We start from the raw sequence: 13,942 nt of genomic DNA, 5'->3' as shown, positions 1-13,942 counted from the left end.
TTAAATGGCTATTGTAAAATGTAAGCCTACATCTGCTGGTCGTCGCCACGTTGTTAAAGTGGTTAACCAAGACCTGCACAAAGGCAAGCCTTACGCTCCTTTATTGGAAAGTAAGTCTAAGTCTGGTGGTCGTAACAACCGCGGTGTAATTACCGTTCGTCATATCGGTGGTGGTCATAAGCAACACTACCGCATGATCGACTTCAAACGTAATGACAAAGACGGCATCCCTGCGAAAGTAGAGCGTCTAGAATACGATCCAAACCGTAGCGCAAACATTGCACTTGTATTGTTTGCTGACGGTGAGCGTCGTTACATTTTAGCACCTAAAGGTGTTAAAGCAGGCACTCCGCTAATGACTGGTGTTGATGCACCAATCGAAGCAGGTAACTGTTTGCCAATGCGCAACATGCCAGTAGGTTCTACTGTGCACGCGATTGAAATGAAGCCTGGTAAAGGTGCCCAAATGGCGCGTTCTGCTGGTGCTTACGCTCAAATCGTAGCGCGTGATGGTGCATACGTAACTCTACGTCTACGTAGCGGTGAAATGCGTAAAGTTTTATCTGATTGTCGCGCTACATTGGGCGAAGTTGGTAACGCTGAGCATATGCTACGTAAACTTGGTAAAGCTGGTGCAACGCGCTGGCGTGGTGTTCGTCCTACCGTTCGCGGTGTGGTAATGAACCCAGTTGATCACCCACACGGTGGTGGTGAAGGTCGTACTTCTGGTGGCCGTCATCCAGTTACTCCATGGGGTGTTCCAACCAAAGGTTACAAAACTCGTAAAAACAAGAGTACGGATCAATATATCGTACGCCGTCGTTCTAAGAAATAAGGGGAATCGCCATGCCACGTTCTCTCAAGAAGGGTCCATTCATTGACCTACACTTGTTGAAGAAGGTAGAGAAAGCGGTGGAAAGCGGGGACAAGAAACCATTGAAAACTTGGTCTCGTCGCTCAATGATCATTCCACAAATGATCGGTTTGACCATCGCTGTCCATAATGGTCGTCAGCACGTTCCAGTATTTGTTACCGATGAAATGATCGGTCATAAACTGGGTGAATTTGCGCCAACTCGTACTTATCGCGGCCACGCTGCTGATAAGAAAGCGAAGAAGAAGTAGGAGTCTAAATAATGGAAGCTTTAGCTAAACATCGTTTTGCTCGTGGTTCTGCGCAAAAAGCTCGCCTGGTTGCAGATCAAGTACGTGGTCTACCAGTTGAAAAAGCACTTGTTACGTTGCAATTCAGCAGCAAAAAAGCAGCAGGACTTGTTAAGAAAGTTCTAGAATCTGCCATTGCTAACGCTGAGCACAACGAAGGTGCTGATATTGATGAGTTGAAAATCACCAAAATCTTCGTAGATGATGGTCCAACTCTAAAGCGTATTCGTCCTCGTGCTAAAGGCCGAGCCGACCGTATTATCAAGCGTACCAGCCACATCACTGTGGTTGTGTCTGATAACTAGGAGATAAGCAATGGGTCAGAAAGTACATCCTAATGGTATTCGCCTAGGTATCGTAAAACCATGGAATTCAACCTGGTATGCCGATAAAGGTGAATACGCAGATAACCTTTACAGCGACCACAAAGTGCGTCAATTCTTAACTAAAGAATTGAAAAGCGCTTCTGTATCTCGCATTACTATTGAACGTCCTGCTAAGAGCATTCGTGTAACTATTCACACTGCTCGTCCAGGTGTTGTAATTGGTAAGAAAGGTGAAGATGTTGAAAAACTTCGCAAGAACGTAGCTAAATTAGCTGGCGTACCTGCGCAAATCAATATCTCAGAAGTTCGTAAGCCTGAGTTAGACGCTAAATTAGTAGCAGACTCTATCTCTAGCCAGCTAGAGCGTCGTGTTATGTTCCGTCGTGCTATGAAGCGCGCAGTACAAAACGCAATGCGCCTAGGCGCTAAAGGTATCAAGGTTCAAGTTAGTGGTCGTTTAGGCGGTGCAGAAATTGCTCGTGCTGAATGGTACCGTGAAGGTCGTGTACCTCTACACACTTTACGTGCTGATATCGATTACTCAACTTCAGAAGCGTTGACTACTTACGGTATCATCGGCGTTAAAGTTTGGATCTTTAAAGGCGAAGTACTTGGCGGAATGCCAGTGGCTGCAGCACCTGAAGCTCCTTCTAAGCCGAAGCGCGGTAACAAGCGCAACGCTAAATAGGAGAACCGGGAATGTTACAACCAAAACGTACTAAATTCCGTAAGCAACACACTGGTCGTAACCGTGGTTTAGGCAAAGGACAAAACGTGTCTTTTGGCGACTTCGGTCTTAAAGCGACTGGTCGTGGCCGTCTTACTGCTCGTCAGATCGAAGCAGCACGTCGTGCGATGACTCGTCACATTAAACGTCAAGGTAAAATCTGGATCCGTGTATTCCCAGACAAGCCGATTACTCAGAAGCCTCTTGAGGTTCGTATGGGTAAAGGTAAAGGTAACGTGGAATACTGGGTAGCCCAAATTCAGCCAGGCAAAGTTCTGTATGAAATGGACGGCGTTTCAGAAGGTCTTGCTCGCGAAGCTTTCGAGCTTGCTGCGCGTAAGTTACCTATTAGCACCACTTTTGTAACGCGGACGGTGATGTAATGACAGCGAACGAACTTAAAGATAAAAGTGTTGAAGAGCTTAAAGCTGAGCTACTAAACCTGCTTCGTGAGCAATTCAACTTGCGTATGCAAGCAAGTACTGGCCAATTGGCTCAAACTCACTTGCTTAAAAACGTACGTCGCGATATCGCGCGTGTGAAAACAATTCTGAATCAGAAGGCAGGTGCGTAATGAGCGATATCCGTACATTGCAAGGTAAAGTAGTTAGCGACAAAATGGACAAGTCTATTGTTGTTGCTATTGAGCGTCAGGTTAAACACCCTATCTACGGGAAATACACCAAACGCACTACTAAGCTACACGCTCATGATGAAGCTAACGTTGCCGCTCAAGGCGATGTAGTTACCATCAGAGAATGTGCTCCAATCTCTAAGACTAAGTCTTGGACTTTGGTAGACGTAGTAGTTAAAGCCTAAGCTTTAAAACTATGAAAAAGGCTCCCATTGGGAGCCTTTTTTCGTTTATTAATAACAATTATATTATTATTGTTTTTTGCAGCATGACGCATTTTTTTCACCTGCAATTCCAATATTTCCTAATTGCATGTAGCCCGCTGAGCTGGCAGTATCAGTTAGTTATAGGAAGTACATTAGGTAATGGAGTCACCGTTTAGGTTCATGGAAGAGCAGAAGTCGTCACAAAATAGGGAGAGCAAAGAAGTCGATTTACGTCATCTCTTTGTTACTTTGTGGCAAGCAAAATTAAACATTATCTTGGTTGTGATGGTCACGTTGCTGCTAAGTATGTTGTATGTAAAAGCACTGCCTTCGTTATACCAAGCATCCTCTAAGCTAATGATCGGTTACAGCCAAACCAAAATGGTAGCTGTAGAAGATGTCTACAACTTCGATACCCAAGCTGAAGCATATTTTAATACTGAAACAGAAATTCTTCGTTCTGAGCGTATCGCATTAGCGGTTATTCATAAGTTAGATTTACAACATCACCCTGAATTCTTACGCAAACCAATTGCCCCTTGGCGTTATTGGTGGCAGGTCATTACCCTAGGCTATAGTTCCCAATTTAGTAGCACTAATTCACCAAGTGAAGCCCAGATATTAAGGGTATTTAAAAGTCGACTATCGGTAACGCCTTTACCTAAGAGTCGTTTAGTCGAAATCAAATTTAGAAGCTGGGACAAGTTACTGGCTCAGCAAGTCTCTATCGCGGTAGCAGAAGCCTATATTGAGTATCACCGAAGCTCTAGTGAAGCGGCCACTGATCAAACTATTGGCTGGTTATTGCAAGAGCTGAATCGCTTAAAGTCTGCCCTGCAGAGCTCAGAAGTTGAACTGCAGCTGTATCGCGAGCAAGAAAACCTAGTTGATCAGGAAGGTATCTTAGGGCTTATCGGTAAAGAGCTGCAGCAACTGACAACTCAGCAACTGGAAGCTCAGCGGATCAAAAGTGAGGCCAGTGCGCTATGGAATCTAGTAAGACGCACCGCCACTGGCGATTTAAATAAACTAACCTCCCTAAGTGAGATTCAACGTGATCCTATGGTGCAAAATATTAAGCGCCGACGGATTGAGCTGGAATTAGAACAAGCCGACTTAGCTAAGCGTTATGGACCTAAACACCCTAAGCGTGTGTCCTTGACGGGAGAGATCTCAAGGGTTGAATTAGAGCTACGCAGCCAAACCGATTTTATTATCTCAGGTATCGAGAAAAGCTATCAGTCTGCTGTTGCGCGCGAAGCCGCTTTATCAGAATCTTTACGATTAGCTAAGGTGAGATATCAAGACCTTAGCCGCAAGACAACGCGTTTTAACCAACTGACTCGCGAGATAGAAAGTAATACCCGACTTTACAACACTTTCCTTGAGAAGTTTAAGGAAGCCGAAGCAGCAGAAGGATTCAACCGGGGTTATGCTCAGTTGGTTGATAGCGCACGGATCCCTGAGTCTCCAATTAAACCAAAGAAAGCAATCATCGTGATACTAGCCGGCATGCTTGCCGGTATTTTGAGTGTGGTGTTTGTATTACTTAGACAGGCTATGTCGCGCACCTTCTCAACGGTTGATGAGCTGGAAAATGCGCTAAGTGTTGAAGTGATAGCTGAAGTACCAAAAGTGAAGGTTCGCAGCAACAAATGGCTCAGACAAGGTGTTCACCCTTGGTTGGGTGAGCCACTGCGTTCTTTGCGAGCGCGTTTACAAATGCGGCCAAACCGCGGCCAAGTAGTGTTGTTTACCTCTGCTTTAGAAGGTGAGGGCAAAACCAGTTTAACCATCCAAACAGCCTCGGCCTGTAGTGATGTAGAAAAGGTATTGTTGATTGATGCTGACTTACGCCGTGCTTCGGTTTCTACCTACTTAAATTACTCGTTGTCACAACCGGGTTTAACCCACTTACTCGCGCGTACTCATTCTGTATCGCAATGTATTCACCGTGATAACCAGTTAGGTTTTGATGTTCTAACCGCAGGTTTGATTGACCGACACTCTACCTCTTTATTAGCCTCTAAAAAGTTCAAGCTGTTGCTTAAGGGCCTGCGTCAGCACTACGATCGCATTGTTATTGAAACCGGCCCATTAATGCAGGTTAGTGATGCGGTTATGGTTGCACCTTCGGTAGACGCCACGTTGTTGGTTGTGCAGGCGGAACGAACTGATGGCAAATCAATAGAGAATGCTTTGAATAAGTTGGCGCGGATGGATTTAGAAATATCTGGCGTAGTATTTAATAAAGTCGCCCGCAACAAACGTGCTTACGATTACGACCTACCTTCTGTTCATTTGGTTGAACGCAGCCCTAAAGTAGTTCCCTTACGCGAAGACAAATTCCGCAAACAGGGTTAAATCCTGCCTTAAGCTGGAGAGTTATTTAGTTTTGGTATATGGTTGTGCCGCACTATATAGGAAGGGCCCATGCCAGCAACTTACACCACCGCGCCGCATGCGTTTAGTTATTTAGATTTTGAACGCGAAGCTTGGTCAACACTCCGTCAATCAGTACCTCTTACTCTTACCGAAGATGATCTTGAAAGCATTCGTGGTATTAACGAAGCGCTGTCCCTGCCTCAGGTTGTAGATATTTACCTGCCGTTATCTCGCTTGCTCAACTTATACGTTAAAGCGCGCCAAGACCGCCGAGAAGTATTAGCTAATTTTTTAGGTAGTGGAAAACATGTCCCGTATATCATTGGTGTTTCTGGTAGTGTAGCCGGCGGCAAAAGTACTACATCGCGGATCTTGCAGGCGCTGTTGCAACGTTGGCCAGAGCATCCTAAGGTTGATATTGTAACCACCGACGGTTTCTTATTGCCTAACGAAGAGCTTGAAGCGCGTGGCTTGATGCAGCGTAAGGGTTTTCCAGAAAGTTACGATCAAAAAGCCTTGGTCGATTTTGTGGCAGCGCTTAAATCTGGAGAGGAGAGTGTTTCGGCGCCAGTATACTCTCACCTTTCATACAACATCGTAAAAGATAAGCAGATTAAAGTAGAACAGCCGGATATTGTTATTCTTGAAGGCTTAAACGTGCTGCAATCGGCCCGCGATTATCCCAATCAACCTCGGCAGGTATTTGTTTCCGATTACCTAGACTTTTCAATATTTGTTGATGCCGAACCAGAGCTTCTTGAAACCTGGTATATCGAACGCTTTCAAAAGTTACGGGCTAGCGCTTTTACTCACCCCAACAACTATTTCCATCATTACGCTCGACTTGATGAAAACGAAGCCGCGGAGATTGCTAAGCAGATCTGGTCTTCAATTAACCACGTCAATTTGATTGAGAATATTCTTCCCACCCGAGAGCGCGCTGATTTGATATTAGAAAAAAGTGCTAACCATGAAGTAAGTCGGGTTCGTTTAAGAAAATGAGTGTAGTTTCCTCGATACAAAGTGATGTTGATTTAAGCTCCTACAATACCTTTGCTTTAGCGGCTAAAGCTAAGCATTTTGTTGAAGTAAAACATGCTGAAGACATCAACGAGCTCATTTCCTGGGCTGGCTCAAAGCAACTGCCGTGGATGGTGATTGGTGGAGGCTCTAACTTACTGCTGCTAGAAGACTTTAGCGGGCTGGTTATAGTCAATAAGTTACGCGGCATTGAAGTCAGTGATGACGATGACTGCTACACCATTAAAGCAGCAGCGGGAGAAGATTGGCACCAGTTTGTGCAGTGGACTGTCAAACAAGGAATGCCTGGCTTAGAGAATTTAGCTCTGATCCCCGGAACAGTGGGTGCGTCTCCCGTACAAAACATTGGCGCTTATGGCATTGAGCTAGCCGATGTATGCAGTGAGGTTGAATTTTACTCTTTGCTGACTAACAGCATGCAAACTCTCAGCAGTAAACAGTGCAAATTTGCTTATCGAGACAGCATTTTCAAAGCTCAGCTAAAAGACCAAGTTATTATCAGTAAGGTTACCTTTAAGCTTAGTAAGTCATGGCTAGCAAAGCGTGACTATGGTGGATTGCAGCAGCTAGCTGAAGGTGTGTCTGCGCAGACAGTGTTTGAAGAGGTGTGCAGAATGCGCATCAGCAAACTTCCTGATCCTAAGATACTAGGCAATGCTGGCAGCTTTTTTAAGAACCCTCTGGTTAGCCAAGGGCATCTTTCAAGCTTGCTTTCTCGTTACCCTGAGATGCCAAATTATCCAGCAAGCAAGGGACAAGCTAAGTTAGCCGCGGGTTGGCTAATAGATAAACTTGGCCTAAAAGGTTATTCAATAGGTGGTGCAGCAGTGCATCAAGATCAAGCATTGGTATTGGTTAACAAAGCCAATGCAAAAGCTAGCGACTTACTCGCACTATGTCGCCACATTCGCCAGCAAGTATGGCAATCCTTTAATGTGTTACTGCAACCAGAAGTTCGTTTTATTACACACTCTGGTGAGATCGAGCCAAGCACAGTATTAGGCAAGCCCGATGCAGCAGAGTAAACCTTATCAGCTGATAAACGCTCTCTCATTAGGTGAATTTTGCTCTGGCGAAAGTTTAGCTAAGCAACTTGATGTTTCTCGAACCACAATTGCTAGTTATATCAAGCAGTACTCGGTTTTGGGTTTAGATATCTACAGTGTGAAAGGCAAAGGTTATCGCTTGGCCCAGCCGCTCTCTCTGCTAGATTCTGAAGTCTTAGAACAGGCTCTACCCAATAATATGCCCTTGGTATTCGATCAGGTGGATTCGACCAATGCTTGGTTAATGAGCAATATAGACGGCGTGGAACATGGCCAAGTGGTTCTCGCAGAGTACCAAAGTGCTGGTCGCGGCAGGAGAGGGCGAGCATGGCAAACGCCCTATGCGGGTCAACTTTGTATGTCTTTGTTGTGGCGCTTGCAAGATGGCATTGAAGCCGCCATGGGCTTAAGCCTAGCTGTTGGGCTAGCGATTGTAGAAGCATTAGAAAAGGCCGGTTTTAAGGATTTAGGCTTAAAGTGGCCAAATGATATTTATCATGGTGGTAAAAAGCTTGGTGGAGTACTAATTGAGCTTCAAGGTCACGCTAATAGCGAAGTTAGTTTGGTGGTTGGCTTAGGAGTGAATGTTAGAGTGGCCAGCCTTCAAGCAGAGCAAATTGACCAAGCTTTCGCTCAGTTAGAAACTAATGCCAAGTCCCCTTTAAACAGAACCGACTTAGCTATAGCCATTGTTGAGTCTTTGAATCAGATGTTCGAGGTATTTCGGTTACAGGGCTTCGCTGCACTGCAGCAGCGTTGGAATCGCTACGATATTTTTGCGGATCAAGCAGTAAGCTTGCGCTTCTCCGAGGAGCGACAGTTAAAAGGCACGGCAAAAGGCGTAGATAAGCAAGGCCAATTACTGCTTGAAATAAACGGCCAACAACAAGCCTTTATGGCCGGTGAAGTATCGCTACGCGGCCAATAATTGAGCCTGCTGGCTGATTTTTGCGCGTTCACATCAATCCTTAGTTTTTTTTTCCATTTGGTTGTTGCATTTAATAAATGCATTACATAGAATGCGCAGCACTTAAGCGATGCCGATTTAGCTCAGTTGGTAGAGCAACTGACTTGTAATCAGTAGGTCGCCAGTTCGACTCCGGCAATCGGCACCATCTCTTAAGTGTAAGGCTTCACCTTGTTACAAGGTGACAGTGTGGGGGGGTTCCCGAGTGGCCAAAGGGAGCAGATTGTAAATCTGCCGCGAAAGCTTCGATGGTTCGAATCCGTCCCCCCCCACCATTTATTTTGGTAGTAGGTCGTCTTCCAAAGGTTTGATGCGGGCATCGTATAATGGCTATTACCTCAGCCTTCCAAGCTGATGATGCGGGTTCGATTCCCGCTGCCCGCTCCACAGTGCTGATATAGCTCAGTTGGTAGAGCGCACCCTTGGTAAGGGTGAGGTCGGCAGTTCGAATCTGCCTATCAGCACCACATTCCTTTTTAAGTCTCCCTATTGCTTTTTACCGGTCGGTAAGCGTAAACCAATGGTGCTTTGTACCAATGACCTTTATCCAGAGGGACTATTATGTCTAAAGAAAAATTTGAACGTTCAAAACCGCACGTAAACGTTGGTACAATTGGCCACGTTGACCACGGTAAAACAACTCTAACAGCCGCTATTACCAACGTACTTGCAAAAGTATACGGTGGTGAAGCTAAAGATTTCGCAGCAATCGATAACGCTCCAGAAGAGCGCGAGCGCGGTATCACCATTTCTACTTCACACGTAGAGTACGACACTCCAACTCGTCACTACGCACACGTAGACTGTCCTGGACACGCCGATTACGTTAAAAACATGATCACTGGTGCAGCACAGATGGACGGCGCTATCCTAGTAGTAGCTTCTACAGATGGCCCAATGCCACAAACACGTGAGCACATCCTACTTTCTCGTCAGGTTGGTGTACCTTACATCATCGTATTCATGAACAAATGTGACATGGTAGACGACGAAGAGCTTCTAGAATTAGTAGAAATGGAAGTACGTGAACTTCTATCTGAATACGAATTCCCAGGTGATGACATTCCAGTAATCCAAGGTTCAGCGCTTAAAGCCCTAGAAGGCGAAGAAGCGTGGGAAGCAAAAATTGTAGAACTAGCAGAAGCGCTAGATACTTACATCCCAGAGCCAGAGCGTGACATCGACAAGCCATTCCTACTACCAATTGAAGATGTATTCTCAATTTCAGGTCGTGGTACGGTAGTAACAGGTCGTGTAGAGCGCGGTATCATCAAGGTTTCAGAAGAAATTGAAATCGTAGGTGTTAAAGAGACTACTAAGACAACTTGTACTGGTGTAGAAATGTTCCGCAAGCTTCTAGACGAAGGTCGTGCTGGTGAGAACTGTGGTATTCTTCTACGTGGTACTAAGCGTGACGAAGTACAGCGTGGTCAAGTATTGGCAGCGCCTGGTTCAATCACTCCACACACCAAGTTCGAAGCTGAAGTATACGTACTAAGCAAAGACGAAGGTGGCCGTCACACGCCATTCTTCAAAGGCTACCGTCCACAGTTCTACTTCCGTACAACTGACGTAACTGGTTCTGTAGAGTTACCAGAAGGCGTAGAAATGGTAATGCCAGGCGACAACTTGAAATTTGTTGTAGAGCTAATTTGCCCAATCGCGATGGACGAAGGTTTACGCTTCGCAATCCGTGAAGGTGGCCGTACAGTAGGTGCGGGTGTTGTAGCTAAAATCTTCGAATAAGAAGAGTAGCACAGCAAGAAAAAGGTCGCGTAAGCGGCCTTTTTTTGTTTTTAAAGGCAAGATCTTTAAGTTCTGCTCTGGTGTTATAAATACCCGGGCGATTTATTGTTTGCCTAGTCGCGTTTTTTCGACATTCAAGGGTTACAATCTTGAAACAAAGTGCCTATAATGTCGGGCTTCGTGCTATAGGGGTGTAGTTCCAATGGCAGAACGTCGGATTCCAAATCCGAATGTTGGGAGTTCGAATCTCTCCACCCCTGCCACTATCCCTATATGAAGGGATTTATGATTTTGTGGGATTATTTGTAGGTTGTTTGATGAGTACCAGTACTGAAAACCAAAGTGGGTCGTTAGATGGCCTAAAATGGGCATTAGCTGCTCTAATTTTAATCGCCGCTGTTGTAGGTAACTACCTATATACAGATATGTCGATCTTGGTGCGTGTAATCGGTGTTGTGATTGCCGTGATTGCTGCTTTAGGCATTGCATCGCAAACCAATAAAGGCAAGCAAGCCTTCGAATTTGCTAAAGAGTCGCGTATGGAAGTGCGTAAGGTTATCTGGCCTACTCGTCAAGAAGCCATTCAAACTACCATGATTGTATTAGCTGCTACTGCATTCATGTCACTAATTTTGTGGGGCCTAGATGCGATATTGGTTCGTCTAGTTGCCTTTGTAACAGGGGTAGGTATCTAATGACTGAAGAGCGCAAATTGCGTTGGTACGTGGTTCAGGCTTTTTCTGGCTATGAAGCTCGCGTATCTAAATCATTAAAAGAGTACATCCAAATCCATTCTATGGAAGATTCTTTTGGTGAGATTCTAGTACCGACTGAAGAAGTAGTTGAAATGCGCGCTGGTCAAAAGCGTAAGAGTGAGCGCAAGTTCTTCCCTGGTTACGTTTTGGTTCAAATGGATCTAAACGATGAAAGCTGGCACTTAGTGAAAAGTGTACCGCGGGTACTAGGCTTTATTGGTGGAACGGCAGAGCGCCCAGCTCCAATTTCTGATAAAGAAGCGAAAGCTATCTTGGATCGCTTGGATGAAACCAGTGATAAGCCAAGACCAAAAACTCTATTCGAACCAGGCGAAGTGGTTCGTGTTACCGATGGCCCATTCGCCGACTTCAACGGTACTATCGAAGAAGTGGATTACGAAAAGAGCCGCGTAAAAGTATCAGTATTGATTTTCGGCCGAGCTACGCCAGTAGAGCTAGAATTCGGACAAATCGAAAAAGGCTGATAAAAAATAAACAATCAGTTGTTTTTAGGGCAGGGGATCGACTATAATCCGCTGCCCTTTGTTCTATCGGGAAGCTAATCGCATGTGCGAAAGGCGTTTGAACCCAAAATAAGGTAAATTTAAAATGGCTAAAAAAGTCCAAGCTTATATTAAGCTTCAAGTTGCTGCGGGTGCCGCAAACCCGTCACCACCAGTTGGTCCTGCTCTAGGTCAACATGGTGTAAACATCATGGAATTCTGTAAAGCATTCAACGCGAAAACAGATTCAATTGAAAAAGGCGCGCCAGTACCAGTAGTAATTACTGTTTATTCTGACCGTTCTTTCACTTTTGAAACCAAAACTCCACCTGCTTCTTACTTATTGAAGAAAGCGGCTGGCATCAAGTCTGGTTCTGGTGTTCCAAACAAAGAAAAAGTTGGCAAAGTAACACGCGCTCAACTAGAAGAGATTGTTAATACTAAAGCAGTAGATATGACTGGTGCTGACGTAGACGCAATGGTTCGTTCAATTGAAGGTTCTGCCCGTTCTATGGGCTTGGTTGTAGAGGGCTAATACGATGGCAAAACTTTCTAAGCGCATGCGTGCGATCAACGAAAAAGTTGATTCAACAAAAGAATACTCAGTAAACGAAGCTGTTGCTCTTCTTAAAGAATTAGCGTCAGCTAAGTTCCTAGAAAGCGTAGATGCAGCGGTTAACCTTGGGGTTGACCCACGTAAATCTGACCAAAACGTTCGTGGTGCTACTGTACTACCACACGGTACTGGTCGTAACGTTCGTGTTGCTGTATTTACTCAAGGTGCTAACGCCGAAGCCGCTACTGAAGCTGGTGCTGACGTAGTTGGTATGGACGACTTGGCTGCTCAAGTTAAAGCAGGTGAGATGGACTTCGACGTAGTAATTGCTTCTCCAGATGCAATGCGCGTTGTTGGTCAACTAGGTCAAATCCTAGGTCCACGTGGTTTAATGCCTAACCCTAAAGTGGGTACAGTTACTCCTAACGTAGCTGATGCAGTTAAACTAGCTAAAGCGGGTCAGATTCGTTACCGCAACGACAAGAACGGTATTATCCATACTACTATTGGTAAAGCCGATTTTGATGCTGACAAGCTTAAAGAGAACCTTGAAGCATTGGTTGTTGCTCTTAAAAAAGCAAAACCTGCTCAATCTAAAGGTCAGTTCATCAAGAAAGTTAGCCTATCAACCACTATGGGTGCTGGTCTAACTGTTGATGTAGCTACTTTAGATACTCAAGCTTAATCATTTACAAAGCGCAAAATTTATACTATCATTTTGCGCTTTGTATTTATGGGTCAGGGCTTATGCCCTCATCCAAGACCGTAGGTGCTAGTTTCTAGCTTAATCTCCTACGTAGATGGTGAGGAAACCCAAGAATAATTTTTTATTCTGGACAACCAAACCGTAAAGGCCTCTAAATCTAATGACTTAGAGGGAAGTAAACACCAGATTTATCTGGTATTGGAATCCAGGAGTAAAGCCAATGGCCTTAAGACTCGAAGACAAGAAGCAAATTGTTGCTGGCGTCAACGAAGCTGCCAAAGGTGCACTTTCTGCAGTAGTTGCTGATTCACGTGGCGTAACTGTAGATGCGATGACTTCACTTCGTGCTAAAGCACGTGAAGCTGGCGTATCTATGCAAGTGGTACGTAATACCCTTGCTCGCCGTGCAGTAGCTGGCACAGACCTAGAATGTCTTACTGAGTCATTCACTGGTCCTACTTTGATTGCCTTCTCTAATGAGCACCCAGGTGCTGCAGCGCGTCTATTTACAGACTTCGCTAAAGAGCAAGACAACTTTGAAGTACGTGCAGCAGCATTTGAAGGTGCATTAGCAGACGTAAACGTTCTTGCAAAACTACCAACTTACGAAGAAGCAATTGCCAAGTTAATGGCAACTATGAAAGAAGCTTCTGCAGGCAAGCTGGTTCGCACTCTGGCCGCATTACGCGACCAAAAAGAGTCAGAAGCAGCATAATTTGCTTGTTGCTACATTATTTTATAAATTTAATTGAATTTAGGAATTTGAGTCATGTCTATCACTAAAGACCAAATTATCGAAGCTGTTGCTGAAATGTCAGTAATGGACGTTGTTGAACTAATCGAAGCTATGGAAGAGAAGTTCGGCGTATCTGCTGCTGCAGCTGTTGCTGTTGCTGGTGACGCTGGTGCTGCTGCTGAAGAGCAATCAGAATTCGACGTAATTCTTACTGCTGCTGGCGCTAACAAAGTTGCTGCTATTAAAGCGGTACGTGGCGCTACAGGTCTAGGCCTGAAAGAAGCTAAAGGTCTTGTTGATTCAGCTCCTGCTGCAATCAAAGAAGGCGTTGAGAAAGAAGAAGCTGAAGCTCTTAAAGCTGCTCTTGAAGAAGCTGGTGCTTCTGTTGAGCTTAAGTAATCTACCTATAAGTAGATTGCAGCCTTTATAGGCTATGGCTGGTGG

General features: G+C 45.0%; 18 protein-coding genes and 5 tRNA genes. All 23 read left to right on the top strand.

The genetic code is table 11. The features are described from left to right. Positions 1 to 4: 4 nt before the first annotated feature. The 23 genes from rplB (at position 5) to rplL (ending at position 13,897) form a co-directional block, all read left to right on the top strand. On the top strand, positions 5 to 835 hold the full coding sequence (rplB, locus tag OAG1_RS18855; RefSeq protein WP_016403497.1) for a 50S ribosomal protein L2: 831 nt from the start codon (positions 5 to 7) through the stop codon (positions 833 to 835). A gap of 11 nt (positions 836 to 846) precedes the next feature. Further along, complete coding sequence (gene rpsS / locus OAG1_RS18850; protein WP_026959667.1) at positions 847 to 1,125, top strand: 30S ribosomal protein S19; 279 nt, start codon at positions 847 to 849, stop codon at positions 1,123 to 1,125. Between the two features lie 11 nt (positions 1,126 to 1,136). Continuing rightward, the gene (rplV, locus tag OAG1_RS18845; RefSeq protein ID WP_016403499.1) at positions 1,137 to 1,469 is read left to right on the top strand and encodes a 50S ribosomal protein L22; all 333 of its coding nucleotides are present in this window, start codon (positions 1,137 to 1,139) and stop codon (positions 1,467 to 1,469) included. Positions 1,470 to 1,479: 10 nt separating this feature from the next. After that, complete coding sequence (rpsC, locus tag OAG1_RS18840) at positions 1,480 to 2,178, top strand: 30S ribosomal protein S3 (protein WP_016403500.1); 699 nt, start codon at positions 1,480 to 1,482, stop codon at positions 2,176 to 2,178. An 11-nt stretch (positions 2,179 to 2,189) separates the two neighbouring features. Further along, on the top strand, positions 2,190 to 2,600 hold the full coding sequence (gene rplP, locus OAG1_RS18835; protein WP_016403501.1) for a 50S ribosomal protein L16: 411 nt from the start codon (positions 2,190 to 2,192) through the stop codon (positions 2,598 to 2,600). Beyond that, positions 2,600 to 2,791, top strand: coding sequence for a 50S ribosomal protein L29 (gene rpmC / locus OAG1_RS18830; protein WP_016403502.1), 192 nt, complete (start codon positions 2,600 to 2,602; stop codon positions 2,789 to 2,791). The genes rplP and rpmC overlap by 1 nt, the downstream gene beginning before the upstream one ends. Beyond that, positions 2,791 to 3,036 (top strand): 30S ribosomal protein S17, encoded by a 246-nt coding sequence (gene rpsQ, locus OAG1_RS18825; RefSeq protein WP_016403503.1) that lies wholly within the window; start codon positions 2,791 to 2,793, stop codon positions 3,034 to 3,036. Before rpmC ends, rpsQ begins: the two co-directional genes overlap by 1 nt. A 180-nt stretch (positions 3,037 to 3,216) precedes the next feature. Then, a complete protein-coding gene (locus OAG1_RS18820) occupies positions 3,217 to 5,421 on the top strand; it encodes a polysaccharide biosynthesis tyrosine autokinase (protein ID WP_016403504.1) in 2,205 nt (734 codons plus the stop codon). A 69-nt stretch (positions 5,422 to 5,490) separates the two neighbouring features. Continuing rightward, positions 5,491 to 6,444: a type I pantothenate kinase gene (gene coaA, locus OAG1_RS18815; protein ID WP_016403505.1), complete on the top strand. Its 954-nt coding sequence runs from the start codon at positions 5,491 to 5,493 to the stop codon at positions 6,442 to 6,444. Then, the gene (gene murB, locus OAG1_RS18810; protein WP_338622335.1) at positions 6,441 to 7,508 is read left to right on the top strand and encodes a UDP-N-acetylmuramate dehydrogenase; all 1,068 of its coding nucleotides are present in this window, start codon (positions 6,441 to 6,443) and stop codon (positions 7,506 to 7,508) included. The genes coaA and murB overlap by 4 nt, the downstream gene beginning before the upstream one ends. Beyond that, positions 7,495 to 8,457 (top strand): bifunctional biotin--[acetyl-CoA-carboxylase] ligase/biotin operon repressor BirA, encoded by a 963-nt coding sequence (gene birA, locus OAG1_RS18805; protein WP_338622334.1) that lies wholly within the window; start codon positions 7,495 to 7,497, stop codon positions 8,455 to 8,457. Before murB ends, birA begins: the two co-directional genes overlap by 14 nt. A gap of 111 nt (positions 8,458 to 8,568) precedes the next feature. Next, a tRNA-Thr gene (locus tag OAG1_RS18800) sits at positions 8,569 to 8,644 on the top strand. Between the two features lie 43 nt (positions 8,645 to 8,687). After that, positions 8,688 to 8,771 (top strand) — tRNA-Tyr (locus tag OAG1_RS18795). Positions 8,772 to 8,808: 37 nt separating this feature from the next. After that, positions 8,809 to 8,883, top strand: a tRNA-Gly gene (locus OAG1_RS18790). A gap of 4 nt (positions 8,884 to 8,887) precedes the next feature. Further along, positions 8,888 to 8,963, top strand: a tRNA-Thr gene (locus OAG1_RS18785). A gap of 94 nt (positions 8,964 to 9,057) precedes the next feature. Further along, positions 9,058 to 10,242 (top strand): elongation factor Tu, encoded by a 1,185-nt coding sequence (tuf, locus tag OAG1_RS18780; protein WP_221077417.1) that lies wholly within the window; start codon positions 9,058 to 9,060, stop codon positions 10,240 to 10,242. Between the two features lie 187 nt (positions 10,243 to 10,429). Next, positions 10,430 to 10,505, top strand: a tRNA-Trp gene (locus tag OAG1_RS18775). A gap of 54 nt (positions 10,506 to 10,559) precedes the next feature. Next, the gene (secE, locus tag OAG1_RS18770; RefSeq protein ID WP_016404044.1) at positions 10,560 to 10,937 is read left to right on the top strand and encodes a preprotein translocase subunit SecE; all 378 of its coding nucleotides are present in this window, start codon (positions 10,560 to 10,562) and stop codon (positions 10,935 to 10,937) included. Next, entirely contained in the window at positions 10,937 to 11,482 is a 546-nt protein-coding gene (nusG, locus tag OAG1_RS18765; RefSeq protein ID WP_016404043.1) for a transcription termination/antitermination protein NusG, read from the top strand. Before secE ends, nusG begins: the two co-directional genes overlap by 1 nt. 124 nt (positions 11,483 to 11,606) lie before the next feature. Next, positions 11,607 to 12,035, top strand: a complete 429-nt coding sequence (rplK, locus tag OAG1_RS18760) for a 50S ribosomal protein L11 (RefSeq protein WP_016404042.1) — start codon at positions 11,607 to 11,609, stop codon at positions 12,033 to 12,035. A gap of 4 nt (positions 12,036 to 12,039) precedes the next feature. After that, on the top strand, positions 12,040 to 12,741 hold the full coding sequence (gene rplA / locus OAG1_RS18755; protein ID WP_016404041.1) for a 50S ribosomal protein L1: 702 nt from the start codon (positions 12,040 to 12,042) through the stop codon (positions 12,739 to 12,741). A gap of 241 nt (positions 12,742 to 12,982) precedes the next feature. After that, positions 12,983 to 13,477, top strand: coding sequence for a 50S ribosomal protein L10 (rplJ, locus tag OAG1_RS18750; protein WP_016404040.1), 495 nt, complete (start codon positions 12,983 to 12,985; stop codon positions 13,475 to 13,477). Between the two features lie 54 nt (positions 13,478 to 13,531). Continuing rightward, positions 13,532 to 13,897: a 50S ribosomal protein L7/L12 gene (gene rplL, locus OAG1_RS18745; protein WP_016404039.1), complete on the top strand. Its 366-nt coding sequence runs from the start codon at positions 13,532 to 13,534 to the stop codon at positions 13,895 to 13,897. Positions 13,898 to 13,942 lie beyond the last annotated feature (45 nt).

Source organism: Agarivorans sp. OAG1 (assembly GCF_037076485.1).
In the GTDB taxonomy this organism is placed as follows: domain Bacteria; phylum Pseudomonadota; class Gammaproteobacteria; order Enterobacterales; family Celerinatantimonadaceae; genus Agarivorans; species Agarivorans albus.
This window is presented reverse-complemented; position numbering and strand designations above follow the sequence as displayed.